At 72.6% G+C, this 23,513-nt stretch carries 21 protein-coding genes; 11 read left to right on the forward strand and 10 right to left on the reverse strand.

Annotated elements, in window-relative coordinates; all coding sequences use genetic code 11:
• Nucleotides 1-71: 71 nt before the first annotated feature.
• The gene (locus ASG28_RS01105) at nt 72-350 is read right to left on the reverse strand and encodes a hypothetical protein (RefSeq protein WP_043596376.1); all 279 of its coding nucleotides are present in this window, start codon (nt 348-350) and stop codon (nt 72-74) included.
• Between the two features lie 332 nt (nt 351-682).
• Here ASG28_RS01105 and ASG28_RS01110 point away from each other — a divergent pair, with 332 nt between their 5' ends.
• Nucleotides 683-1,522, forward strand: coding sequence for an aldo/keto reductase (locus ASG28_RS01110; RefSeq protein WP_055971057.1), 840 nt, complete (start codon nt 683-685; stop codon nt 1,520-1,522).
• A 173-nt stretch (nt 1,523-1,695) separates the two neighbouring features.
• Nucleotides 1,696-2,460 (forward strand): Pr6Pr family membrane protein, encoded by a 765-nt coding sequence (locus ASG28_RS01115; RefSeq protein WP_055971059.1) that lies wholly within the window; start codon nt 1,696-1,698, stop codon nt 2,458-2,460.
• Here ASG28_RS01115 and ASG28_RS01120 read toward each other — a convergent pair.
• Together ASG28_RS01120 and ASG28_RS01125 are read right to left on the reverse strand one after the other, a co-directional pair.
• Complete coding sequence (locus tag ASG28_RS01120) at nt 2,391-3,911, reverse strand: flavin monoamine oxidase family protein (protein ID WP_055971062.1); 1,521 nt, start codon at nt 3,909-3,911, stop codon at nt 2,391-2,393. The two genes, ASG28_RS01115 and ASG28_RS01120, sit on opposite strands and share 70 nt — an antisense overlap.
• Before the next feature lie 142 nt (nt 3,912-4,053).
• Entirely contained in the window at nt 4,054-4,851 is a 798-nt protein-coding gene (locus tag ASG28_RS01125; RefSeq protein ID WP_055971065.1) for an alpha/beta fold hydrolase, read from the reverse strand.
• Between the two features lie 422 nt (nt 4,852-5,273).
• Here ASG28_RS01125 and ASG28_RS01130 point away from each other — a divergent pair, with 422 nt between their 5' ends.
• Together ASG28_RS01130 and ASG28_RS01135 are read left to right on the forward strand one after the other, a co-directional pair.
• Nucleotides 5,274-6,017, forward strand: coding sequence for an NAD(P)H-hydrate epimerase (locus tag ASG28_RS01130; protein WP_235477457.1), 744 nt, complete (start codon nt 5,274-5,276; stop codon nt 6,015-6,017).
• Between the two features lie 618 nt (nt 6,018-6,635).
• A complete protein-coding gene (locus ASG28_RS01135) occupies nt 6,636-7,601 on the forward strand; it encodes a glycyl-tRNA synthetase (protein WP_157485601.1) in 966 nt (321 codons plus the stop codon).
• A 205-nt stretch (nt 7,602-7,806) separates the two neighbouring features.
• On the opposite strand, the gene ASG28_RS01140 is transcribed toward ASG28_RS01135, so the two are convergent.
• The 4 genes from ASG28_RS01140 to ASG28_RS01155 form a co-directional block, all read right to left on the reverse strand.
• Nucleotides 7,807-9,291 (reverse strand): MFS transporter, encoded by a 1,485-nt coding sequence (locus tag ASG28_RS01140; RefSeq protein ID WP_055971074.1) that lies wholly within the window; start codon nt 9,289-9,291, stop codon nt 7,807-7,809.
• A 748-nt stretch (nt 9,292-10,039) separates the two neighbouring features.
• Complete coding sequence (locus ASG28_RS01145) at nt 10,040-11,563, reverse strand: DHA2 family efflux MFS transporter permease subunit (protein WP_369814135.1); 1,524 nt, start codon at nt 11,561-11,563, stop codon at nt 10,040-10,042.
• A 122-nt stretch (nt 11,564-11,685) separates the two neighbouring features.
• On the reverse strand, nt 11,686-12,564 hold the full coding sequence (locus ASG28_RS01150; RefSeq protein WP_055971077.1) for an ABC transporter permease subunit: 879 nt from the start codon (nt 12,562-12,564) through the stop codon (nt 11,686-11,688).
• Nucleotides 12,561-13,523 (reverse strand): ABC transporter ATP-binding protein, encoded by a 963-nt coding sequence (locus ASG28_RS01155; protein ID WP_055971080.1) that lies wholly within the window; start codon nt 13,521-13,523, stop codon nt 12,561-12,563. The genes ASG28_RS01150 and ASG28_RS01155 overlap by 4 nt, the downstream gene beginning before the upstream one ends.
• Nucleotides 13,524-13,687: 164 nt before the next feature.
• Between ASG28_RS01155 and ASG28_RS01160 the strand changes: the two genes are divergently transcribed.
• The 3 genes from ASG28_RS01160 to ASG28_RS01170 all read left to right on the forward strand — a co-directional run bounded on the left by ASG28_RS01160 (nt 13,688) and on the right by ASG28_RS01170 (nt 16,280).
• The gene (locus ASG28_RS01160) at nt 13,688-14,422 is read left to right on the forward strand and encodes a DedA family protein (protein ID WP_235477458.1); all 735 of its coding nucleotides are present in this window, start codon (nt 13,688-13,690) and stop codon (nt 14,420-14,422) included.
• Nucleotides 14,419-15,138, forward strand: coding sequence for a nucleoside/nucleotide kinase family protein (locus ASG28_RS01165; protein ID WP_082454201.1), 720 nt, complete (start codon nt 14,419-14,421; stop codon nt 15,136-15,138). Before ASG28_RS01160 ends, ASG28_RS01165 begins: the two co-directional genes overlap by 4 nt.
• 473 nt (nt 15,139-15,611) lie before the next feature.
• A complete protein-coding gene (locus tag ASG28_RS01170) occupies nt 15,612-16,280 on the forward strand; it encodes a histidine phosphatase family protein (RefSeq protein ID WP_055971083.1) in 669 nt (222 codons plus the stop codon).
• Between the two features lie 34 nt (nt 16,281-16,314).
• Here the strand turns inward: ASG28_RS01170 and ASG28_RS01175 are convergent, their stop codons facing one another.
• Nucleotides 16,315-17,598: an FAD-binding protein gene (locus tag ASG28_RS01175; RefSeq protein WP_055971086.1), complete on the reverse strand. Its 1,284-nt coding sequence runs from the start codon at nt 17,596-17,598 to the stop codon at nt 16,315-16,317.
• Nucleotides 17,599-17,635: 37 nt separating this feature from the next.
• Nucleotides 17,636-18,811, reverse strand: a complete 1,176-nt coding sequence (locus ASG28_RS01180) for an ABC transporter permease (RefSeq protein WP_055971089.1) — start codon at nt 18,809-18,811, stop codon at nt 17,636-17,638.
• Between the two features lie 109 nt (nt 18,812-18,920).
• Between ASG28_RS01180 and ASG28_RS01185 the strand changes: the two genes are divergently transcribed.
• The 3 genes from ASG28_RS01185 (at nt 18,921) to ASG28_RS01195 (ending at nt 21,678) form a co-directional block, all read left to right on the forward strand.
• Complete coding sequence (locus ASG28_RS01185; protein ID WP_055971092.1) at nt 18,921-19,361, forward strand: MarR family winged helix-turn-helix transcriptional regulator; 441 nt, start codon at nt 18,921-18,923, stop codon at nt 19,359-19,361.
• Between the two features lie 387 nt (nt 19,362-19,748).
• Nucleotides 19,749-21,113: a M23 family metallopeptidase gene (locus ASG28_RS01190; protein ID WP_157485602.1), complete on the forward strand. Its 1,365-nt coding sequence runs from the start codon at nt 19,749-19,751 to the stop codon at nt 21,111-21,113.
• A gap of 40 nt (nt 21,114-21,153) precedes the next feature.
• Nucleotides 21,154-21,678 carry a GNAT family N-acetyltransferase gene (locus ASG28_RS01195; RefSeq protein WP_235477459.1) on the forward strand — a complete coding sequence of 175 codons (525 nt, stop codon included), beginning with the start codon at nt 21,154-21,156 and terminating at the stop codon, nt 21,676-21,678.
• Between the two features lie 165 nt (nt 21,679-21,843).
• Here ASG28_RS01195 and ASG28_RS01200 read toward each other — a convergent pair whose 3' ends face one another.
• The gene (locus ASG28_RS01200) at nt 21,844-22,581 is read right to left on the reverse strand and encodes a S1 family peptidase (protein WP_055971098.1); all 738 of its coding nucleotides are present in this window, start codon (nt 22,579-22,581) and stop codon (nt 21,844-21,846) included.
• A gap of 235 nt (nt 22,582-22,816) precedes the next feature.
• On the opposite strand from ASG28_RS01200, the gene ASG28_RS01205 reads away from it, so the two are divergent.
• Nucleotides 22,817-23,176 (forward strand): hypothetical protein, encoded by a 360-nt coding sequence (locus ASG28_RS01205; RefSeq protein ID WP_055971099.1) that lies wholly within the window; start codon nt 22,817-22,819, stop codon nt 23,174-23,176.
• The last annotated feature ends 337 nt before the right edge of the window (nt 23,177-23,513 follow it).

A 23,513-nucleotide genomic window follows, 5' to 3' on the forward strand; every position in this document is an offset into this window, starting at 1 on the left:
CGCAGGAGGCGCGGTGCGGCTCACAGCCTCACCGCGCCTCCTCGGGTCGTCGCGCCCGTAGGCGCTGCGAACTAGGCCGCGAGGGCGAGCTCGCGAGCCTCGACCGAGGAGGCCTGCACGATCGTGCGGCTCGGCTCGTGACGCCAGCTGCGGCCGGGGATGACCCAGCCGGCGGCGCCGTCGACGACGACGGACGCACCGACGCGCACGGCGGCGGTGACGTCGTCGCGCCAGGCGCGGACGGCGAACTCGGTGCCGCGGTCGTCGACGACGACGAACTCGACGAGGCGGGCGGTGGTCAGGGTGGGCGCGGTCGTGACCGTGCCGGTGATGCTGATGATGTCGTTCATGATGCTCGATTTCGATGGGTGCTCTGTGTTGCGACAGAATCCGTGGCACGAGGCGCCGGCTGGGCGCTCGTGGTCCGCCTGACGGCGGTGGTCGGGCCTGCGGTGACGGCGGCCGGAGTAGTAGGGCAACGATGATCGGTGGTCATCGTGCGCATCCGGCGAGGTCGTCTCGCGAGGCTTTTCGGGCGGTGCACCGGTGTGGACTCGGTCGGCACCGCACGGGGACTCTGTGAGAAGAGAGACCCAAGCGACTCACTACAGTAACACGCCCGGGGTACGCGCACCAGTGCTTCCTCGGAAGAAGTGACGGGGGTGAGTGGTTGGCTCTACACATGACCACGATCCCCACCATCACCCTGAACAACGGAATCCAGATCCCCCAGCTCGGGTTCGGCGTCTACCAGGTCGACCCGGCCGAGACGAAGGACGCCACCCTCACCGCGTTCGAGGTCGGCTACCGCCACATCGACACCGCCGAGATGTACGGCAACGAGGCGGGCGTCGGCGAGGCGATCGCCGAGAGCGGCATCGACCGCAGCGAGATCTTCGTCACCTCGAAGCTCAACAACGGCTTCCACAAGCGTGACGACGCGCTGAAGGCGTTCGACGGCACGCTCGACGCCCTCAAGCAGGACTACGTCGACCTGTTCCTCATCCACTGGCCGCTGCCCGGCATCGACGTCGACTACGTCGAGACCTGGAAGGCCCTGGAAGAGATCCACGCCAGCGGTCGCGCGAAGTCGATCGGCGTCTCGAACTTCCAGCAGCCCCACCTCGAGCGCATCCTCGACGAGGGTTCGGTCGTGCCGGTCGTCAACCAGATCGAGGTGCACCCGTACCTGACCCAAGACGCGCTGCGTGAGTTCGGCGTCTCGAAGGGCATCCACACCGAGGCGTGGTCGCCCATCGCCCAGGGCGGCGTGCTGAAGGACGAGACGATCACCGAGATCGCGGAGCGCGTCGGCAAGTCGACCGCCCAGGTCACGCTGCGCTGGCACATCCAGCGAGGCGACATCGTCTTCCCCAAGTCGGTCACCCGGTCGCGCGTGGAAGAGAACTTCGACCTGTTCGACTTCGAGCTGACCGACGCCGACGTGGCCGCCATCACCTCCCTCAACAAGGACGAGCGCACCGGCCCGAACCCGGACGAGTTCAACTACATCCCCAGCTGATCCCCTGATCGGCACGGTGTCGCACTGCGGTGCGACGCCGAGGCACCGAGGCCGGGCCCGTGCGTCGTGACGACGTGCGGGCCCGGCCTCGTCACGTCGGGCGTCCGGTGGGCGCCTAGTACGATCGACGTTTCCCCAGACCACAGCCGACCAGATCCGGAGGGCGTGACACGGTGCGACGGATCGTCGGCGTCCTACGCCTGCTCGCGGCCGCCGTCGGCGTCGTCGCCCTCGTCGCCGACTTCGTCTACGTGCTCGGGTTCAGCACCTTCAGCTCGATCAACTACTTCAGCTACTTCACCCAGCAGAGCAACATGGCGAACGTCGTCGTGCTCGCGATCGCGGGGGTCCTGCTGCTGCGCGGGCGCCAGGAACCCGGCTGGTTCGCGGGGGTGCACGCCCTGGTCAGCACCTACGTCATCGTGTCGGGCATCGTGTTCGGCATCATCGTCGCCGAGTCGGCCAGCCACAACTACCGCATCGAGGTGCCCTGGTCGAGCCAGCTGCTGCACTTCGTGATCCCGACGTTCGTGCTCGTGGACTGGGTGCTCGGGCCCGACCGGCCGCGGGTGCGCTGGCGGGTGCTGTCGGTCGTGCTCGTCTTCCCGCTCGTGTGGGGCGTGTTCACGATCGTCCGCGGGGCCGACGTCGGCTGGTACCCGTACTTCTTCCTCGACCCGGCCCAGGTGACCTGGCCGGGCGAGTTCCTGCTCTACAACGGCATCGCGCTGGGCACGATCGTCGGCGTGCTCGTCGCACTCGTCGCGCTCAGCCACGTGCGGCCGCACGCACGGGCGCGGCAGGGTGGCGGGGCGGCGTCGACGACGCGGACCGCGCCTCCTGCCGTCGAGGGACCAGGAGGCGCGGGTCAGGACGTCGGGTCGGCCGTCGGCTCGTCGGTGGGCGCGGGGGACCCGGCGGCCACAAGGTCGAGGTAGGGCGCCAGGCTCTGCATGGCCGCCGCCACCGCCGCGTCGTCGTCGAGGGCGTCGACCTCGGTCGCCGCGTCGCCGCCCGTCAGCGCGACCAGCACGGGGGCTCCCGTGGCCGGCATCAGGTTGACGAAGAGCCGGTAGGGCGCGTCGTCGTCGAGCACGGCCCAGACCGTGGCCTGGGTGGACCAGAAGGCCTCGTCGAAGCGCAGCCACAGCACCTCGCGCGTGCCGACGCCGAGGGCCTCGATCGCGTCCGCGTGGGTGGACGGCAGTTCGGGTGAGAACTCGGGGACGCCGGTCTTCAGCACACCCAGGGGGATCGTCGACACGGCGCGGTCGACCGAGAGCGACTCGCCCGTGGCGAGCCTCAGCCCCACGCCCTGGTCGCCGTACTGCACACGGACGACGTTGCTGTCGCGGAGGACGTCCAGGCCGTCGAGCAGGCCCGCGACGAAGCCCGACAGGCCACCCGTCACCACGGAGGCGCCGGTGGGCAGCAGGTCGCGCGCGGGGTCGTCGCCGAGGGTGGAGGCGGCGAGGTCGTCGGCCTCGGCGCCCCAGCGAGCCGGGAGGAGGTCGTCGAGCACGAGGGCGAGGCGGTCGGCGTCCGAGACGCCGTCGGGTCCGGGCAGGGCCGAGGCCTGGTCGGCCCCGGACCCGGCGAGGGCGTCGGCGACACTCGTGCCGGAGTCGGCGTCGGTCGTGGTGGAACGAGCGTCGGCCCAGGACGCGGCGTGGCCGAGACGGTCGGCGACGTCGCCGAGCGAGTCGACCGCGCCGTCGGACGTCCGCACCTCGACGCTGTCGTCGAGCGGTCGGGTCCGGACGCGGGCGAGGGCGAGTGCGGCCTGGAGGGCCACCGACTCGGGGCCCTCGAGCAGACCGACGCCGAGCTCGACCGGGTAGGGCCAGTCGTCGTCGTGCACGCTGTGCACCCGGCCGCCGACCCGTCCGCGGGCCTCGACGACGACGACGTCGTAGCCGCGCTCGACCAGGGAACGCGCCGCGGTCGCCCCCGCGATGCCGGCGCCGATCACGGCGATGCGCTCGTCGGCCCCGGCGACCTCGGCGACCTGTGCCGCGACGTCGAAGCCCGACTGGCGGGCACCGTAGACCGTGCCGCCCATCGTCGAGGCGACGGCCTCACCGGCGAAGAAGAGGCGGTCGTCGAGCGGGGTGCCGAGCAACCGGCGGTCGGCGTCGGACGTGCCGGGGGTGAGGTGGCTCGTTGCCCCGAGCGAGTAAGGGTCGTCGGTCCACGAGCTGCGGCGGAAGGCGGCGGGGACGACCGTGCCGGACTCGGTCGGCGTCGGCGTCGGGGTGGGGGTCGGCGTGTTGGCGGACGGGGTGGGGCTGGCCGTCGGCGCGGGGGACCCGGTCGTGCAGGCGGACAGCACGAGGATCGCGGCCCCCGAGACCGATCCCGTCAAGAACGCTCGCCGACTGATGCCCATGGTGCGTACATTCTCGCAGCCGCCGCGCACGGGCGCGCGCCGGGGGTCGTCCCGGGGCGCCCTGCGTTCTGGCGCCGCGCCTCCCGGGGTGTCATGTGTTCTGGTGCCGCGCCTCCTGGTCGACGACCCGGGCGGGGCGGGGTCAGGCGTCGACGGTCTCGAGGAAGGTGCGCAGCAGGTCGGTCACCTGGTCGACGGGCAGGAGCGACGAGGCGTGGTCCTGGCCGACGAGCGAGTAGAAGACGGCGGCGGGCATGCGGCGGGCGGCCTCTTGCGACTCGCGGTGGCGGTCGACGTCGCGCGTGCCGGCCAGCAGCAGCGTGGGGACCTCGACCGAGTCGAGCTGGGGGATCGTGAGGCCGCCACCCGTCTCGGCCGCGGTGAAGAAGGCGGCCAGGGCGATCGGATCGTCCTGCATGAAGGCCAGACGGGTCTCGGGGTCGATCGGACGGCCGATCGTCTCGCCCCAGCGATCGACGAAGCGGGCCATGCCGCCCGTCGTCAGGGCGTCGTGCCAGTCGGGCGTGAAGGTCGCGCCGATGTTGCCGTTCATCGGGGCCCAGCTGCCACCGATCGTGGTCAGTGTGCGGAGGCGCTCGGGCTCGTGCGCCGCGATCGACAGCCCGATGCGGGCGCCGAACGAGTAACCGACGTAGTGCGCGGGCTCGAGGCCGGTCGCGTCCAGCACGGCACCGACGTCACCGCGGTGCAGGTCCATCGCGTACGACTCGGAGTCGTGGGGCTTGCCGCTCTTGCCGTGGCCGCGCATGTCGAGGGCGACCACCGTGAAGTCGCGCTGCAGGTCGCGCAGGTAGCCGAGGCCCCGCCAGGTGCCGCGCGAGAGGCCCGAGCCGTGCACGAGCAGCAGGGGCGGGCCCTCGCCGTCCACCTCGTAGGCGATCTCGGTGCCGTCGACGGGGTTCGGGGTGGTCGCACGCATCCCGACAGTCTGGCAGCGCCGTGCACCTCGTGCAGGTTGTGGTCGTAGTGCTCGCTGCGCTCGTTCTGCTCGTTCTGCGCGCTGCGTGCGCTGCGTGCGCTGCGTACGTTCTGCGCGCTGCGTTGGGTGTCGGCAACTCCTCCTCGACGCCGCCTGTGCCTGCCGAGAGCGACACCGCCGACCCTGGCGGCATCGCGGCACAGGAGTTGCCGACCCGGTCGGTGCCGTGCGGGCAGGTCCGGCGTCGTGCCCGATGGAGCCGTCCGGGTGGCCGGGGCTCTCGGCTCGGCGGAGGGGCCGCGGCTGCGCAGGCCCGGTCCTCCGGCGGGGGAGGGGAGGAGGCTGGGCGCATGGTCGAGGCATGGACGGCGGCGCAGATCCGTGAGGCGGAGCGCCCGCACCTGGAGTCGGGGGAACCTCTGATGCGGCGAGCTGCCGACGGACTCGCGGACGTCGTGCGCGACATGGTGCGCGCCTCCTCACGTTCTCGGGACGGTCGTGCGGGTCGGGTCCTGCTGCTCGTCGGCAGCGGCAACAACGGGGGTGACACGCTCTACGCCGGGGAGTCGCTCGCCCGCGAACTCGTGCCGCAGGGCGGCGCGGTGACCGTGGTGCCGGTGGGGTCGCGGATGCACGAGGCCGCCCTGGCCGCGGCGCTCGCGGCAGGGGTCGTCCTCGACGACGTCGAAGCGTGGTGCGATCCCGCGGTCGTGGCGGCAGCTCTGCCCGGGTACGACGTGGTGCTCGACGGGCTGGTGGGGACGGGGTCGAACGGTGTGGGGCTGAGGGGGGACGCGCTGCGCGTGGTCCGGGCGGTGCTGCCGGTGGTCGCGGGTGCGACGCGGGGTGCGGCTCCGGTGCCGGGGACGGTCGCAGGCACGGATGCGGGGTCGCACCCGGGCGGAGGTGCAGCCTCGGCGGGCGCTCCTTCGGCGCCTACGCCTCGCGTGGTCGCCGTCGACGTCCCGAGCGGCATCGGAGTGGACGACGGGGCGCTCCCCGATCCGGCCTTCGTGCTGCCGGCGGACGTCACCGTCACGTTCGGTGGCCACAAGGTCGGGCTGCTCGTGAGCCCGGGCGCGGAGCGGGCCGGGCGCATCGTGCTCGTCGACATCGGCATCGGCGCCGACCTCGCGCGCATGCCTCCCGCGGTCTCGATCTCCTGATCTCCGTCCCGTCCCGTCCCGTCCCGTCCCGTCCCCGTCCCCCTCCCGTCCCCATCCCTGTCCCGTCCCTGTCCCGTCCCGTCCCGTCCCGTCCCGTCCCGTCCCGTCCTGTCTCTTACCCGTCCCGTCCCGTCTCGTCCCGCCCCGCCCTCTCTCTTCCCGTCCCGTCTCTTCCCGTCCCGTCCCATCTCGTCCCGCCCCGCGCCTCCCGCCCCGCCCTGTCCGCCCCGCCCTGCCCCGCCTCCGGCTCGTCGTCCCGTGCATCCTGCACACCGCCGCCGCCACCCTCCGGCCCCGGGTGGCAACTCCTGTCTGTCGCTGCCGGGACGAAGTCACGTCGCTGCCTGGCTACGAAGCACGAGCCCGATGCAGGAGTTCCCGACACAGCACCAGCTGCGTGGGCAACTCCTGTCCCAGGGCAGTGCCGACCTGCCGGAACCTGGGCACCGCGCTCGGGCTCGGCAGGCGGCAGGAGTTCGCGACGACCGGGCGGCCTCGGCTGGAGAAAGTCGCGATCGGTCGAAGACGGCTCGTCCCCAACGGGCTGGACCCGCCGTCAGTCCCCGGCACGAGGCACCCGAACGAGACGGTGACCGAGACTCGGACACGCTCGTGGACATGACCACCATCGCCGAACTGGTCTCGTCCGCCGGAGGGCTACTCCACAAACGCGACCTGGTCGCCCACGGGGCGACGGACCGACATCTCACCGCCGCCGTTCGATCCCGCAGCGTGAGCAGACCTCGGCGGGGGTGGTACTCCACGTGGCCGACCCACGACCCCCGCTACATCGCTGTGGCCGTCGGTGGCCGGCTCACGGGTGCATCCGCCCTCCACCTGCTCGGCGCGTGGTCGTGGTCGGCGCGCCGACCACCAGTCACGGTGTCGGTGCCCGAGACGGCCTCGCGCCTCCGGAGGCGTCGAGGGGTCCGAGTCGTGTGGGACCCTGTCGAGCTGAGCGGCCGGGGTTCGACATGGGCGGTCGATCCTCGCGACGCCCTGGCTCGGGCAGTCGTCGAGGCGCGAACTTTCGAAGACGCGGTGATCCTCGTCGACTGGGCGAGGGATGAGGGCATCGTCCACGACGATGACGACGCCGCCGAGGTGCTGTCCCGGAAGAGGGCGGACGCTGCCGGCCTCGTCGCATGGAGCGAAGGAGGCGCGGAGAGCATCCTCGAGAGCGCCGCCGGAACGAGACTTCGGCGCGCAGGACGCCATGTCGTGCGTCAGGTTCCCATCGAGGGGACGAGCAAGATCATCGACATGGTGGTCGACGGGATCATCGGCTTCGAGACCGACGGACGAGCACACCACGAGCGGCGCTTCCACGAGGATCGGGTCAAGGACGCCGACATCGCCCGTGACGGTCGGGTCCCGTTCCGGGCGAGCGCCGATATGGTGCGGGACAGGTGGCGGTCGACGGCCGAGGCGATCGACGCACTGGTCCACACTGCCGGCGGTCCGCGACCGGTCGAGGATGCCGGCAACTCCTCATTGCCGCGGGTGCTCGGGCCCCGGGGCCGCAGACTCTGGCGGCTGGCGGTTCCTCGAAGGCTCACCGGTCAGGAATTGCCGACGGGGTGATCTGGAGGGCAGCCGGCCCCGCCCCGCCCGCCATGCCCGGCCCGGCCCGGCCCGGCCCGGCCCGGCCCAGCCCGGCTCGGCCCAGCCCGGCCCGGCCCGGCCCGGCCCGGCCCGGCCCAGCCCGGCCCAGCCCGGCCCGGCCCGGCCCGGCCCAGCCCGGCCCAGCCCAGCCCGGCCCAGCCCGGCCCGGCCCAGCCCGGCCACGTCAGCGCCGCGGCGACTCCTTCGACGAAGGGACGACCGAGAGGGGCGTGGTGATCGTCTCGAGCGACTTGCGAGCCGCGTCGACGCCGAAGATCAGCGCGATGACACCGCCGACCAACATGACGCCGGCGCCCAGGAAGTACCCACCGGTCAAGGGCCCTCGGTCGCTGCCGTCGCCGATGAGGGCGCCGTAAAGGCTGGGAGCCACGGCACCGACGATCTGGCCGAGCGCGAAGAAGTACCCGATCACCTGGCTCCTGAGTTCGAGCGGGAAGATCTCGCTCACCGTCAGGTACGCCGACGACGCCCCCGCCGAGGCGAAGAAGAACGAGACGCTCCAGAACGCGGTCTGCGTCGCGGCGTTCAGCACGTCCGCCTGGAAGAGGATCGCCGACACGGCCAGCACGGCGGCCGACACGGCGTACGTCAGGAAGATCATCTGACGCCGACCCCAGCTGTCGAACAGCGGGCCCAGCACGAGCGGTCCGAGCAGGTTGCCCACGGCGAAGATCAGGAAGAAGTACTGCGTGCTGCTGGGGCTCGTGCCGTAGAAGTTCTGCAGCACGAGCGCGTAGGTGAAGAAGATCGCGTTGTACAGGAACGACTGCGTGATCATCATCGCGGCGCCGACGAAGGTGCGCTTCGGGTAGTCGTGTACCAGGGTCCGGATGATGGTCCCGAACCCGATCCGCCCTGCGGCGACCACCTCGATGGCCTGGTCGTCCGACACGGGCTCGAGGTGGTCCGTGCCCTTGTCGCGTTCGACCCGGGCCTCGATGTCGTCGACGGTCGCCTCGGCCTCTTTCTCGCGTCCGTGCGTCATCAGCCACCGCGGGCTCTCGGGGATGTGGCGGCGCAGGTAGATGATCGCGAGCCCGAGCACCGGGCCGATGAAGAACCCGATGCGCCAGCCGACGTTCTCGGCGAACAGGTCGGGGTTCAGCAGGAAGATGTTGGCCGTCGCCCCGAGGGCCGCGCCGCCCCAGTACGTCCCGTTGATGGCGATGTCGACTCGGCCCCGGTACTTCGACGGGATGAGCTCGTCGATCGCCGAGTTGATGGCGGCGTACTCCCCGCCGATGCCCGCCCCGGCGAAGAACCGGAACACGGCCAGGAAGACGAAGTTCGGCGACAGGCCGGCGATGGCGCTCGCCACGAGGTAGATCGCCAGGGTCAGGATGAACAGCTTCTTTCGCCCGAGGCTGTCGGCCATGCGTCCGAAGATCAAGGCCCCGAAGACCTGGCCGACGAGGTAGATCGTGCCCAGCAGACCGACCTCGGCCGCGGTGAGCCCCAGGTCGGCCTGGAACCCCGCCGACGCGACGATCTGGATCTCGAGCCCGTCGAGCACCCACGAGAACCCCAGGCCCACGACGATCGACCAGTGGAACCTCGTCCACGGCAGACGGTCCATCCGGGCCGGGACGAGGCTGCGGGTGCCTCCACCCGAGGCGCCGCTCGACGAGGTGGTGGGTGAGCTGGTCATGGGTCGGCCTCCCGGTGGTACGTGACGACGAGTGCGCAGTCTGCAACTCTGCATGATCTGCACGTGCACGGACGCTACTCGCGCTCGAAGCCCGTGTCCGGGTCGGCGCGCACGTCGAGGAATCAGGCAACCCGAGGAGGCGCGTGTCGGGAACTCAGGACTCCTGGGGAGGCGCGGGCCGAGAGGGCAGGGACGTGGACGCGGGGCGCACCCCCGGGCAGGAGTTACCCGCAGCCGCGGGGGTCGAGGAGGCGCGGGTGGCGGAGACCACACTGCCGGTGCCGTCGCGCCGTCGCTTGCGCGGAACCGCCCGTGGACGCCCGTCGGCGACGCCACGGTCGGCGACCTCACGGCCGACTGACACGACGATCAACTGCCGATGGTCGGTGCCACCCCGGAGTGGGAGGTACCGACCATCGGCAGTTCGACATCCACGACACGCGGCGCGGGACTCGCAACTCGCGACGCCGGGCGCTGACGCGGGGCGCTGACGCGGGACGCTGACGCGGGACGCGGGACGCGGGACGCGCGACCGCCACGCGCCACGCGCGCCACGCGACCGCCATGCGCGGCGCGCGACCGCCACGCGCGGCGCGCGACCGCCTCGCGCGGCCGCGACCCGGCGGGCTCGTGCGCGCGACCGCCTCGCGCGGCCGCGACCCGGCGGGCTMGTGCGCGACGACCGGCGCGCGGCCGCGACCCGGCGGGCTCGTGTGCGACGACCGGCGCGCGGCCGCGACCCGGCAGGCTAGTGCGCGACGACCGGCTCGGCGCCCTCGACGACCGGCGGGCGCCGCACGAAGAACGACCCCACGACGGCGAACACCGAGATGATCGCCCCGACCAGGAACGCGGCGCGCACGCCGGCTCCGGTCGCGGCGGCTCCGGCGCCCGACTGGCTGGCGGCCGCGGTGGCGGCGAGGGTCATCACCGTGACGAACACGGCCGTGCCGGCGGCGCCGGCCAGCTGCTGCACCGTGCCGACGATGGCGCTGCCGTGCGAGTACAGGTGGGACGGCAGCGACCCGAGGCCCGACGTGAACAGCGGCGTGAACATGAAGGCCAGGCCGATGCTGAGGGCGACGTGGGCGCCGAGCACCATCGGGATCGGCGTGGACTCGGACACCGTCGACATGAACCACAGCACGGCGCTGACGAGGGTGGTGCCGGGCACGAGCAGCACGGTCGGGCCGTACTTGTCGAACAGGCGTCCCACGACGGGCGACAGCAGTCCCTGGACGAGACCGCCGGGCAGCAACAGGAGTCCGGTGGCGAGCGGGTCGAGGCCGTGCACGTTCTGCAGGTAGATCGGCAGCACGATCAGGGTGCCGAAGAGGGCGATCATGCCGACGCCGAGCACCGACGCCGAGATCGTGAAGGTGCGCGACGAGAACGTGCGCAGGTCGAGCAGGGCGCGGTCGCGACGCTGCAGCGAGCGCTGACGCAGCACGAACGCGACGAGGGCGACGACGCCGACGGCGAGCGGCACCCAGGCGGGCACGGCGGCCTCGGCTCCCTCGCCGATCGAGCTGAGCCCGAAGACGATGCCACCGAAGGCGAAGGCCGACAGGATCACCGAGGTGACGTCGAGCGGCACCTTCTTCGGTGTGGTGACGTTCTTGACCCGGGCGGCGCCCAGCGCGAGCGCGGCGAGGGCGATCGGCAGGACGAGGATGAACATGAAGCGCCACTCGAGCACGCTCAGGATGACGCCCGAGATCGTCGGACCGATGGCCGGGGCGACCGAGATGACGATCGAGATGTTGCCCATCGTGCGGCCGCGCGTGGCCGGTGGCACGAGGGTGAGCACGGTGGTCATCAGCAGCGGCATCATGATCGCGGTGCCCGAGGCCTGCACGACGCGTCCGAGCAGCAGCACGCCGAAGCCGGGAGCGATCGCCGAGATCGCCGTTCCCAGGCTGAACAGGCTCATCGCGGCGATGAACACCGGGCGGGTGTTGAAGCGCTGCAGCAGGAAGCCCGTGATCGGGATGACCACGGCCATGGTGAGCATGAAGCCCGTGGTCAGCCACTGGCCGGCCGTGACGGTGATGTCGAGGTCGCGCGTGAGGCTCGGCAGGGCGACGCCCATGATCGTCTCGTTGAGGATCACCACGAAGGCGGAGACGAGCAGCAGCCCGATGACGAGCTTGTTGCGGGCCTCGGTGCCGGCCTGGTCGCCGTCGGCGCCCGCTGTCGCGGTGTCGCCGGATCGGCCGTCGCCGGCTCGGCTGTCGCCGACGGTCGTCGGGGGAGAGGGGTCGATGCTCAAATGGGGCTCCTCGGAGGTGACGGCGGGTGTGCCTGTGCGACCGAACGTACGAGACGGTCCGGTTCTTCCCGATCCGTCACGAACGTCCCGCCGTCACCCCGAGGAGGCGCGGTGCGGGTCGGTCAGACGTCGCGTCGCTTCACGAGCGCGAGCGCGAGGCCGAAGAGCACCACGACCCACGCGATGAGCACCAGCAGGGCGCTCCACGGTTCGAGGACGAGGGCTCCGTCGGGGCTCGGCAGCGTCATCGCCGACTGGCCCGAGACGACGTAGTCGTAGAGCCGGGCGGCGGCGTTCGGCGGGATGATCTCGGCCAGCGTGTAGACCCAGGCGGCGTCGACGAACGCCGTGAAGATCTGCACGATGATCGGCAGCACGAAGACCAGCCCGACCGCTGCCGCGATGGCACCGGCACCGTTGCGGATGATCGCGCCGAGCGAGAAGGCGATCATGCCGGTGAAGGCGATCGACGCCGCGGCGCCGAGCACGCTGCGCCAGAGGGCGCCGTCGCCGAAGTCGACGGTGATGTCGTTCGACGGCAGGATCGCGCTGTTGATCAGCAGCGTCAGGACGAGCGCGACCAGCGACACCACGAAGAGCGTCACCGCGATGACCACGAGCTTGGCGATCACCGCGGGCAGGCGCTTGGGCACCGTCGAGAAGGTCGACCGGATCATGCCCGTGCCGAACTCGCCGGTGATCACCAGGACACCCAGGATCGATGCCACGAGCTGGCCGAAGACCACCCCGACCGAGACCGACTGGGCGACGATCTGCTGCTGTTGCTCGGTGCTGGCCTGACCGGCCTGGAACAGGCCCGCGCTCAGGGCGAAGAGGGCGCCGAAGCCCACGATGATGACGACCATGATCGACAGGCACCACCAGGTCGAGCGCAGCGTGCGCAGCTTGATGACCTCGCTGTGCAGCACGCCGCCGAAGGTGAGCTTCGAGGTCGGGCGGGCCGACCGGTCGCGGTGACGGGTGGGGGTCGTGGCGGTCATCGGGTCGCTCCCTGGGGGGTCTGCGTGTCGGGGGCGACGTGGCTGCCTCGCGCCGCGCCTCCTGCGTGGTATTCGACGGAGTCCTGCGTGAGGGTCATGTACGCGTCCTCGAGGGAGCGGACCAGCGGGGTGAGCTCGTGGAGCACGACGCCGGACGTGGCGGCGAGGTCGCCGACCCGCTCGGCGGTGATGCCCCGCAGCTCGACGACGCCTGGCTCGACGGCCGTGACGGCGACGTCGGGCCCCTGCAGCAGCGAGACGAGGTGGTCGGCGTGCGGGCTGCGGACGCGGACGGCGTCGCCCGAGGCCTGCGAGATGACGTCCGAGATGGGGGAGTCGGCGAGCACCTTGCCACGCCCGAGCACGATGAGGTGGTCGGCGGTCTGCGCCATCTCGCTCATCAGGTGAGACGAGAGGAACACGGTGCGGCCCTCGCTCGCGAGGAAGCGGGCCAGGGTACGCACCCAGACGACGCCCTCGGGGTCGAGGCCGTTGACGGGCTCGTCGAGGATGACGGTGGCCGGGTCGCCGAGCAGCGCGGCGGCGATGCCGAGGCGCTGGCCCATGCCGAGCGAGAACCCGCCGACGCGCTTCTTCGCGACCGATTCGAGGCCGGTCAGGGCGATCACCTCGTCGACGCGCTTCTTGCCGATGCCGTGGGTGGCGCCCATGGCCAGCAGGTGGTCGTGCGCGCTGCGACCGGTGTGCACGGCCTTGGCGTCGAGCAGGACGCCGACCTCGTGCAGCGGGGCGGCGTGGTCGGCGAACCGCTTGCCGTTGACCGTGACGCTGCCGCTGGTGGGGCGGTCGAGCCCCACGATCATGCGCATGGTGGTGGACTTGCCGGCGCCGTTCGGGCCGAGGAACCCGGTCACGAGACCGGGGCGGACCGTGAAGGTGGCGTCGTCGAGCGCGCGCTTGTCTCCGTAGATCTTGGTGAGGTTCCGGGCTTCGATCATCGCGTGCGTCCTGTCGTCGGCATGCTGAGGGGTGTCCGCATCGCCCCAGGCTAGGGGCGCGGTGTGTCCGGGGGCATCCCCCGCCCGGCCGAGACCTGCGGATGACGGCATGGTCCGCTCGGTGGACGCCTCGTCCCGGGGTCGACCCGTTACAGTCGTCCCTCGTGATCGCCGACACCCTGCTCGCCGCCCTGCCCGCCTCGACCGGCGGGGGGTTCGTCCTCTTCAACCCGGACGAGCTGCTGCCCGCCCTGGGTCCCTGGGCCCTCGCCGGCATCTCGCTGATGGTCTTCATCGAGTCGGGCGTGCTGTTCCCCTTCCTGCCCGGCGACTCGCTGCTCTTCACCGCCGGCGTGCTGCACGAGGCACTGGGGCTGCAGGTCTGGGTGATCGCGCTCTGCGCGTTCGTCGCCGCGGTGCTGGGCGACCAGGTGGGCTACTTCCTCGGCAACCGCTTCGGCCGCCGCCTCTTCAAGGACGACGCGCGCATCCTGAAGACGGCCTACCTCGAGCGCGCCGAGGCCTTCTTCGCCAAGTACGGCGGCACGAGCCTGATCCTCGGTCGGTTCGTGCCGATCGTCCGCACCTACGTCCCGCTGGCGGCCGGGACCGCGGGCTACCGGTACCCCAAGTTCCTGCTCTTCAACGTGACCGGCGCCTTCCTCTGGGCCGTGGGCATGACGGTGCTCGGCTCGCTGCTCGGCGGCATCCCGTTCATCCGCGACCACATCGACGTGCTCGCCGTCGTGCTCGTCGCGCTGTCGGTCGTGCCGATCGCCCTGCACGCCCTGCTCGCCTGGCGCCGGTCGCGCCGCGAGGCCGCCCTGACCGAGCTGCGCACCGCCGACGTCGGCGACGACGCGGGCACCCGTCCCGGCTCGGCCGGCCGCCCCGAGTGACCGGCACGCCGCTCGGCTCGGTCGACGAGCTCGTCGCCCGGGCCCTGGCGGTCCACGCCCGGACGCAGGAGGCGCGGTTCGGCTCCGCCGCGGACCTCGCCTCGGCCACCGGGTCGGTCCCGACGCCCGTCCGCACCCTGATCGGCGTCGCGGGTGAGCCCGGTGGCGGGAAGAGCACGGCGGCCGCGGCCGTCGTCGAGGGCCTCACGCGGGTCGGGGTGCGCCCCGTCGTCGTCCCCATGGACGGTTTCCACCTCGCCGGTGCCACGCTCGCCCGACTCGATCGCCTCGACCGCAAGGGAGCCATCGACACCTTCGACGCCGACGGTTACCTCGCCCTGCTCCACCGGTTGCGGTCCCGGGCGACGACGGTGTGGGCACCCGAGTACGTCCGAGGCGTCGAGGAGTCGATCGGCGGCGCGGTGGAGGTCGACCCGTCCGTCGAGGTCGTGGTCAGCGAGGGGAACTACCTGCTGGCCGAGCTCGCGCCGTGGCCCGAGGTGCGGTCGGCGTTCGACGAGGTGTGGTTCGTCGACACCCCGGCCGAACTCCGACGCCGCTGGCTCGTCGCCCGTCACGTCCGCTTCGGCATGACGCTCGAGGCGGCCGAGGCCTGGGCCGCCGGCCCCGACGAGGCGAACGCCCGGCTCGTCCGGGCCACCCGCGCCCGGGCCGACGTCGTCGTGGACGCCGGCCGCCTCTGGCCCGACGCCTGACCGCCCGGCCGCACCGCGCCTCCTCGACCCCCGCCTCCCCGCCTCTTCGCGCCCGCCCCCCGCGCGCTGTGCATTTCGCGACAGTGGCGCCGCGACATGCCGGTGCGGCACGGAGGTGAGCGGCGTGTCTGGGGAGAGGTGTCGGGTTCGGCACGTCGACGGGGCCGACGGTGGTCGGGTTCGGCTCGGGGGGTGCAGGAGGCGCGGGTCGGCAACTGCACACCGTGCCCGGGAGGCGCCGGTCGGGAGCTGTGCACATCGCGACGGAGGCGCCGCGACATGCCGGTACGGCACGAAGGTGAGCGGCGTGTCTCGGCGGAGTGGTCGGGTTCGGCACGTCGACGGGGCCGACGGTGGTCGGGTTCGGCACGGAGGATGCAGGAGGCGCGGGTCGCGTTCGTCGCCCGCCCGCCCGCCCGACTACCCGACCGACCGACCGCCCGTGTCGGGGGTCCGTCCTAGGCTGGACGATCATGCGCCTGTTGTTGATCCGCCACGGTCAGACCCCCGACAACGTCGAGGGCGAGCTCGGCACCGTCGCCCCCGGCGTCGGGCTCACCGACCTCGGTCGGCGGCAGGCCGAGGCGCTGCCCGCGGCCCTCGCCGACGAGACGATCGGTGCGCTCGCGGTCAGCACGCTCGTGCGCACGCAGCTCACCGCGGCTCCTCTGGCCGAGGCCAGGGGGCTGACACCGACGGTGCTCGACGGGCTGCGCGAGGTGAAGGCGGGCGACCTCGAAGGCCGCAGCGACGCCGAGGCGGTCACGGCCTACATCGGCTGCGTCTTCTCCTGGGCGGCGGGCGACCTCGGCGCGCGGGTGCCCGGTTCGGAGGACGGGCACGAGTTCTTCGCCCGCTACGACGAGGCGCTGGCCGACCTCATCGCCGCGGGCGAACGCGACGGTCACGAGACGGTCGCCGCCGTCAGCCACGGCGCGGCCATCCGCGCCTGGGCCGGGTCGCGGGCGGTCAACGCCGACGACGAGTTCATCCGGCACCACCTGCTCGAGAACACGGGCGTCGTCACGCTCGAGGGCACCCTCGACCGCGGCTGGCGCCTCCAGACCTGGCAGGGCCTGCCCGTCGGCGGTGCCGAGCTGCTCGACCTCGACGCGGCCGACCCCACCGGCGAGTCCTACTGACGCTCGGCCAGACCCTCGGTCGGGCGGCCGTCCGCTACGGCTGAGCTAGCAGGCGCTCGAGTGCCGGGCCGGCGAACTTGCCGTCGGGGTCGACCTCGTGGACGAGCGCGGCGAAGTCGGCCAGCCGGGGGTACGCCTCGACGATCGCCGCGTGGGGCAGGGCCGACAGCTTGCCCCAGTGGGGGCGCGGCGTGAACGGGGCCAGCGCCTCCTCGACGCGGGGGACGAGGGCGGCGACCTCGGCGGGGTGCTTCTTCCAGGTGAAGGCGATGCCCAGGCTGTCCTGCGGCGTCGGGCTCAACCAGAGCGGGTCGCCCGCCACGGTGCGGGTCTCGCAGGTGTGGAGGTGCGGGCGCAGCTCGTCGCCGAGGCGTTGCACGGCGCGGAGGGCGGCCGGGCCGTCCTCGAGGGCCACGAAGTGCTCGCTCTGCAACTCGGAACCCACCGACGGGGTGGCGTCGATGCGGAAGTGCGGCAGCCGGTCGGCCCACGACCCCACGCTGCCGTCCATCGGAGTCGACTTCGTGCCGGTGACCTCGGCGTGTTCGTCGACCGGGGCGGGGCGGGCGCCCCACAGGTCACGGGGCATCGACACGTCGGCGAGGCCCTCGGGCACGCGCGACTTGACGAGCACCTCGCGGATGCGGTGGTCGAACTCGTGGAAGAAGCTGACGCTGTAGCCGGCTCCCATGACGTCGAGCAGGTGGTCGTCGACGCTCGACCAGGGCAGATCGACGTAGGTGTCCTGCCGCATGCGGAACCCGGGCTGCACGTCCAGGGTCACCCGGACCACGACGCCGAGGGCGCCCAGGGCCACGATGCTGCCGTCGAACCCCGGCTGACCGCGACGCACGGTCCGGACGGACCCGTCGGGCCCGACGATCTCGAGGGCCGAGACCGCACTCGACAGGCTGCCGAGGGCGAGCCCCGAGCCGTGGGTGCCGGTGGCGATCGCGCCGCCCACCGAGATGTGCGGCAGCGAGCCCATGTTCAGCAGGGCGAGTCCGTGCCGGTCGAGGTGCTGCGCGACGACGGCGTAGTTCGTGCCGGCGCCGACGGTGACGCTGTGCCCGTCGTCCGCGATCACCGGGTCGGCGGGCAGCGCCGTGGTCGACACCAACAGGCCCGGGCCGTCGGCCACGTCGCTGAACGAGTGGCGCGTGCCCAGGGCCCGGATGCGTGGAGCCCCGGCGACGAGTTCGCTCAGCTCGTCGACCGTGCTCGGCTGCACGACCCGGGTCGCCCCGTAGCTGAAGCTGTCGGCCCAGTTGCGCTCGTCGCGTCGGGGCGGTCGGAGGGTCTCGTGCGTCGTCGTCACCGGTCGAGTCTCGCACGCGCCCGCGACGCCCGCCGGGTCAGGCGGCGATGCCCTCCTCGTCCTCGCGGACGGCCACGCGCTCGTTCGCGAGCCGGGTGCGGCGCACGCTCCAGAGGTGGGTGAGTGCGGCGAGGGCGAGCCCGGCGGCGAGCCAGAGCGAGAGCGTCAGGCCGGCCCGGCCCCAGCCCTGGCCGGGGAAGTACACGATCGACTGCGTGGCGTGCAGCCAGGCCGAGCCGTTCCAGAAGGCACCCAACGCCCCGAAGAAGGGCGGCACGAGCTGCGACGAGAAGACGCCGCCCGAGCTGGTGAAGTTCAGCATGACGAAGAGCATGGTCAGGGCGGGCGTCGTCCAGTGGCGCAGCAGGGGATGCAGACCGATGCCGATCACGACGACGGCGGTCACGTAGAGCCAGCTGACGAGTGCCACGCCCCACAGGCCGGTCGTGACGATGCCGTAGACGGGACCGACGACGACGGTGCCGATCGCCGCGATCACGGCGGCCGTGACGACACCGGCGAGGAGGCGCGAGCCGAGTCCCAGCCGGGCGCTCGCCGCCGAGATGGCCGCGGCACTCGCGTACGCGCCGACGCTCAGGGCGACGAGCAGGAAGAACAGCCCCTGTCCCGTCGGGTCACCCTCGCCGCTCGGCACGACGTCGTCGACCTTCAGGGGCAGCCCGAGCCGGTAGGCGACCGGGCCGAACACCTTCTGCAGGACGCTCGCGGTCGTGTCGGACGCCGCGGACGAGACGTACAGGGTCGCGTCGGTGGCGCCCACCTCGAACGCACCCGAGATCTCGCGGTCGGTGATGAGCCTTCGCGCCGCGTCGGCGTCGGCGACGGTGCGCAGGTCGAGGGCGTCCGGGTCGGCGTCGTTGAGCTGCTGGGCGAAGACCTCGCTCTGGGCCGAGCTGCCCACGACGGCGACGGGCACGTGGTGGGGTGTCGGGTGGCCGAAGGCGCCGAGGTAGGCGAGGGCCATGCCGGTGGCCAGGAAGAGGGGGATGAGCACATGCAGGCCGAGGGATCGCCACGCCGCGGCGTCGGGGCGCGGGCGGCGCGCGGTCGTGGGCCCGGCGTGCTGGTGGCCGCGATGGAGGCGCGGGTCGGGTCGGTCGCCCCGCCCCCGGAGCGGGTCGTCGCGGAACGAGTCGTGGTCGGGGCGCGCGCCGTCGTCCGGGCGGTGCAGGGTCAGATCGGTGGTCGTCACAGGGCTCCTCGTGGTCGGGGGGCGCCGTTGCCCGTCAGGTCTACAGTTGCATTATGCAACACAAACGACCGCCTCGGTGTTCCCGACCGCCCGCCGTTAGGCTGATCCCGTGACGGACCAGCGGGGGCAGCGAGGCATCGACACGGTCTACTCGGAGCTCGAGACCGTGTCGCGACGGGCCGTCGCCCGCGCGCGGCACAAGAGCGCCCCGTTGTCGTTCGTCGAGCACTCGCTCGTCACGTTCATCGCGGCCCACCCCGGCTGCCGCGCCACCGACATCGCGGCCGACTTCGGTCTCAACCGCTCGACCGTCTCGCGCCAGCTCGGCGGACTCGTCGAGCTGGGCCTGGTCGAGCCCGGCGAGGGGGCCGCGGTCGAGGGGCGGCGCGGGCAGGCCCTCGCGCTGACCGCCCGTGGCCGTGAGCTGCTCGCCCGATCGGTCGACGCCAACCGGTCCGCCCTGGCCGACCGGCTCGAGGGCTGGACGGCCGCCGAGGTCGACGCGCTCGCCGCGGCGTTGCACCGTCTCAACTCCGCCTTCGTCGACTGACCCGGACGGCGCGTCCGGACCCGTCCGCCTCCACGTCCCGGCCCGTCCGCCTCTGTGACCGCGCCCGCCCGCGTCGGGGTCCGGGCCCGGTCCCGGACGCCGGGCCCCGGCCCGTCGGCGCGATGCCTGTCGTCGTGGGCGACGGGTGTCGCCGACCCGCGCCTCCTCGTCATTCGGGGTACAGATCGTGTGACGTGTGTGACTGGAGTCATGTCGTGCATTCCCCTGTGAACCCCCGACTGGGGACAAGCCGATGCCGAGAAACCTTGATGCGCGGGTTTACCCTTCCCGGTTCCGCCCGTAGGCTGATCGGGTTCCCCACCCCCGACGACCGTCGATCCGACGCGTCCTGCGGGCTCGGGGCCGACCAGAGATAGGTGCTCCTCCGTGACTTCGCCCGTGACCCTGCCCCGCCGACAGGGCGTCGCCGCCGCCGTGGCGACGGTGCTGCTCAGCCTCACGCTCGTCGTGTCGGGCACGGTGCTCGGGGCCTCACCCGCGCAGGCCGCGTCGTACCCGTCGTGGGACGACGTCCAGGCCGCCCGGTCGAGCGAGTCGGCCAAGGCCGCCGAGGTCAGCCGCATCCAGGGGCTGCTCGACCAGCTCGCGAGTGACGCCACCACCGCCCAGGCCGAGGCCGAGCGTCTCGGTGCCGAGTTCGAGCAGGCCCAGGCCGACGCCGACGCCGGTGCCGCCAAGCTCGCCGAACTGCAGTCGCAGGCCGACGAGAAGGCCGCGGTGGCCGACGCCAGCGAGCAGCGCGCCGGCCAGGTCTCGGCCCAGCTCGCCCGCACGGGTGGCGGCAACGTGTCGTCGCAGCTCGTGGGCGACACCGAGCAGGCCGACGACCTCCTCTACCGACTCGGCGCGATGAGCAAGCTCACCGAGCAGACCGACGGCATCCGTCAGCAGGCCGTGAACGACCGCAACGTGGCGCAGTCGCTGTCCGACCAGGCCAAGGTGGCCTCGGACGCGCTCGTGAAGCTGCAGGGCGCCGCCCAGGTCTCGATGGACGAGGCGCAGGCCGCGTCCGACGCCGCCGCGGCCGCCGTCGCCGCCCAGCAAGAGAACGAGTCGCGGCTCCAGGGTCAGCTCGCCGTGCTGCAGGACCAGAGCCTGCAGACCGAGGCCGACTACGCCACCGGCGTCGAGGTCGCACGTCAGGCCGAAGAGGCCCGCAAGGCCGCGGCGGCCGCCGAGGCCGCCCGCCAGGCCGAGGCCCTCCGTCAGCAGCGCGCCGCGGCTGCCGCCGCCGCCGCCGCCCGGCCGTCGACGCCCTCCGCGCCCGCACCCGCTCCGTCGACCGGCGGCGGTTCGTCCGGTGGTGGCGGTGCCTCGACCGGCTCGGGCTGGGTGCGACCCAGCGCGGGCTACATGTCGAGCGGCTACGGCATGCGCGTCAACCCGGTGACCGGCGTCTACCGCATGCACGACGGCATCGACCTGGCCCCCGGCTGCAACAGCCCCATCTACGCGGCGACCTCGGGCACCGTGACGTTCGCCGGTCAGGCGAGCGGCTACGGCAACTACATCCAGGTCAGCCACGGCGGCGGCGTCTCGACCGCGTACGGCCACATCGTCAACGGCGGCATCAAGGTGTCCCGCGGGCAGAGCGTCGTCGCGGGCCAGTTGATCGCGCTCGTCGGGTCCACCGGCAACTCGACCGGCTGCCACCTGCACTTCGAGACCCGCGTGGGCGGCGCCTCGACGAACCCCGTGCCGTTCATGTCGGCACGCGGGGTCCGTCTGTAGCACGTCCGTAGGGTCCCGCCCGAGGGGGCAGAATCGTCTGGTGACGAACACCGCTCCCTCCGCCCTGCCCCCGCTGCACCTCGAACGCGTCGCCTTCGACGATCCCCGTGCGGTCGCCCTCCGCGACGCCATGGACGCCGAGATGACCGTCCGCTACCACCGCGACGTCGTCGAGCCCGTCGCCGTCGTCGAGGCGCGGAACGCCGCCCTCACGGTCCACCCGTCGAACGTGCTGGCCACCGTGCTGGTGGTCGCCGACGACGGTGCCGACGGCGGCATGCCCGTCGGCCACGCCCTCGTGCAGAGCCGGGACGGCGAATGGGAGGTCAAGCGCGTGATCGTCGCGGACGGTCAGCGCGGCCGCGGCATCGGCCGACTGCTGATGGCCGAGCTCGAGGCGATCGCCCGCGACGGCGGTGCACGCCGACTCATCCTGCAGACCGGGGACCGCCAGCCCGACGCCGTCGCCCTCTACGAGAAGATCGGCTTCACCCGCATCCCGACCTACGAGCCCTACGTCACGACCATCCCGCAGTCGATCTGCTTCGAGAAGCCGATCGTCTGACGTCCGGCGGCCGACGCCCCCGAGGAGGCGCGGGTCGCCACGACGACGGAGGCGCGCCCCGGTCGCGTGACCGGGGCGCGCCTCCTGCGCTCTGGGGGTGGGCGGGTCCGCTCGCGACGGGCGATCGTGGTCGCCCGGAGTCGACGGTCCAGCCCGCTCGCAGTGCTAAAGGCCGGCCGTCGAGCGAATCCAGCTCGCACTCTGCGACAGCACGGCGTAGTTCGACCCGGCGCGGGTGTTCGCACCCGGGTCGGCCTCGTCGCCGGTCGAGCAGACGGCCACGATCTGGCCGTTCACGATCAGCGGTCCGCCCGAGTCGCCGTGGTTCGCCGCGCCGGTGGTGCCGTTCAGGTGCTGCGCGACCCCGCCGTAGGCGTCGGTGCTGCGGCCGGTGAGGCCGACCGTCGCCTGGTACAGGCCGTCGGACTGCACGGAGTTCGCGCGCAGGCCGTAGCCCATGATCGTTCCGCTGCCCGTCGCGGTCGCCTGGAACCCCAGGTTCAGCGTCGGGTAGCTGCCGAGGGCCTTCGACTGGCCGAGGTGCACGAGCGCGATGTCGCCCGCGGGGGCGGCGGCGACGCGGTCGACGGCGATCGCGGTGCCCGGGTTCGTCGTGCTGTTCGAGTGGTACACCTGCATCGAGGTGACGCCGTCGATGCAGTGGCGTGCGGTCAGCACCCAGCTGGCGTTGATCTGCTCGCCGGTGCAGGCGTAGCTCGCGGTGCCTCCGGTCTGGAAGACCAGCTGCACGGCCCACGGCGTCGTGGGTGCCTTCTGGCCGCCGACGATGTCCGTCGACCGGATCGTGTTGTCGGGGCCGGCGGCGACGGCGGAGGTCGAGACCACGAGCGATCCGACGGCGAGGGCCGCGGCGGCCAGGGCGGCGGCGACGAAGGTCTTCATGTGGTTCCCCTTGGTTCGGGTGGTGCGTGTCGGGTGGTGCCGGCCGGGCGGCGCCGACCGGGCGGTCCGGTGATCGCCCGACCCGGCGGATCGGGCACGTGCCGCCTGGGTCGAGCTTCCGCCTGGCCCTCGTCCGGGGGCAAGTCGGCACTCTGGCCGACTTGACGCCGGGTGTTGCTCGTGGCAACAGCGGGGCTGCTCGCGGCGGATGCGGGCGGGCAGGTAGCGTGTGCGGGTGATCACGCGACGAGACGCCGCCCTGCGACTGGACATCCCCCTCGAGATGGCCAAGCGCCACGGCCTGCCGCCGAAGATGACGGTCGACGAGCTCGTCGCGCTGGAACGGACGCCGCCGGCCTGGCTGGTGCAGTCCCGCGCGAACCGCACGGGCAAGCCGGTCTGGGTCGAGCTGGAGTGCGTCGTCTGCGGCTACCACGAGGCGGCTCGCCCCAAGAAGTGGTGGCCCGAGTACACCTACCTCAGCTGTGACGACCACGGGGCGGACGAGCTGCCCGAGCCCGAGCCGGGCGTCGTGCGCGCCGAGGTCGACGGCGTCGGCACCCGCTTCGTCGCCATCGTCGACGTCGCCCCCTGACCCCTGCGGCCCGTCCGCGCCTCCCCGGCTGTCCCGCGTCCCCGTCTGCCTCCCGCCGTCGGCCTGCCCTTCCGACCCCGCGTTTCCTGTGCAAATCGCGACACCCTGGGCCCGACGCGCCGTCGTGAAGAGTACGTGAGCGGCGTGTCGTCGCGCCGTTGTCGGGTTCGGCACGTCTGAGAGGCCAGCCGAGGTCGCGAATTGCACGTCCCCCGGGTGCAGCGCGCTGGCCGCGGCGTCCGTGAGAGCCGGCCGCGCGGGCAGGACCGTCGACGAGGAGGCGCGGCGCGCGTTCGTCGGACCGCCCACTGGGAGGCGCGGCGCGGGTCGGTCGGAC

The sequence above is a fragment of the Frigoribacterium sp. Leaf415 genome, assembly GCF_001424645.1.
In the GTDB taxonomy this organism is placed as follows: Bacteria; Actinomycetota; Actinomycetes; order Actinomycetales; family Microbacteriaceae; genus Frigoribacterium.

What these genes read in the sequence shown, in the direction of transcription:
- ASG28_RS01155 (WP_055971080.1), bottom strand. Translation starts at nt 13,523, where the DNA reads ATGATCGAAGCCCGGAACCTCACCAAGATCTACGGAGACAAGCGCGCG.
- ASG28_RS01200 (WP_055971098.1), bottom strand. Translation starts at nt 22,581, where the DNA reads ATGAAGACCTTCGTCGCCGCCGCCCTGGCCGCCGCGGCCCTCGCCGTC.
- ASG28_RS01130 (WP_235477457.1), top strand. Translation starts at nt 5,274, where the DNA reads ATGCGGCGAGCTGCCGACGGACTCGCGGACGTCGTGCGCGACATGGTG.
- ASG28_RS01125 (WP_055971065.1), bottom strand. Translation starts at nt 4,851, where the DNA reads ATGCGTGCGACCACCCCGAACCCCGTCGACGGCACCGAGATCGCCTAC.
- ASG28_RS01170 (WP_055971083.1), top strand. Translation starts at nt 15,612, where the DNA reads ATGCGCCTGTTGTTGATCCGCCACGGTCAGACCCCCGACAACGTCGAG.
- ASG28_RS01110 (WP_055971057.1), top strand. Translation starts at nt 683, where the DNA reads ATGACCACGATCCCCACCATCACCCTGAACAACGGAATCCAGATCCCC.
- ASG28_RS01140 (WP_055971074.1), bottom strand. Translation starts at nt 9,291, where the DNA reads ATGACCAGCTCACCCACCACCTCGTCGAGCGGCGCCTCGGGTGGAGGC.
- ASG28_RS01135 (WP_157485601.1), top strand. Translation starts at nt 6,636, where the DNA reads ATGACCACCATCGCCGAACTGGTCTCGTCCGCCGGAGGGCTACTCCAC.
- ASG28_RS01105 (WP_043596376.1), bottom strand. Translation starts at nt 350, where the DNA reads ATGAACGACATCATCAGCATCACCGGCACGGTCACGACCGCGCCCACC.
- ASG28_RS01120 (WP_055971062.1), bottom strand. Translation starts at nt 3,911, where the DNA reads ATGGGCATCAGTCGGCGAGCGTTCTTGACGGGATCGGTCTCGGGGGCC.
- ASG28_RS01150 (WP_055971077.1), bottom strand. Translation starts at nt 12,564, where the DNA reads ATGACCGCCACGACCCCCACCCGTCACCGCGACCGGTCGGCCCGCCCG.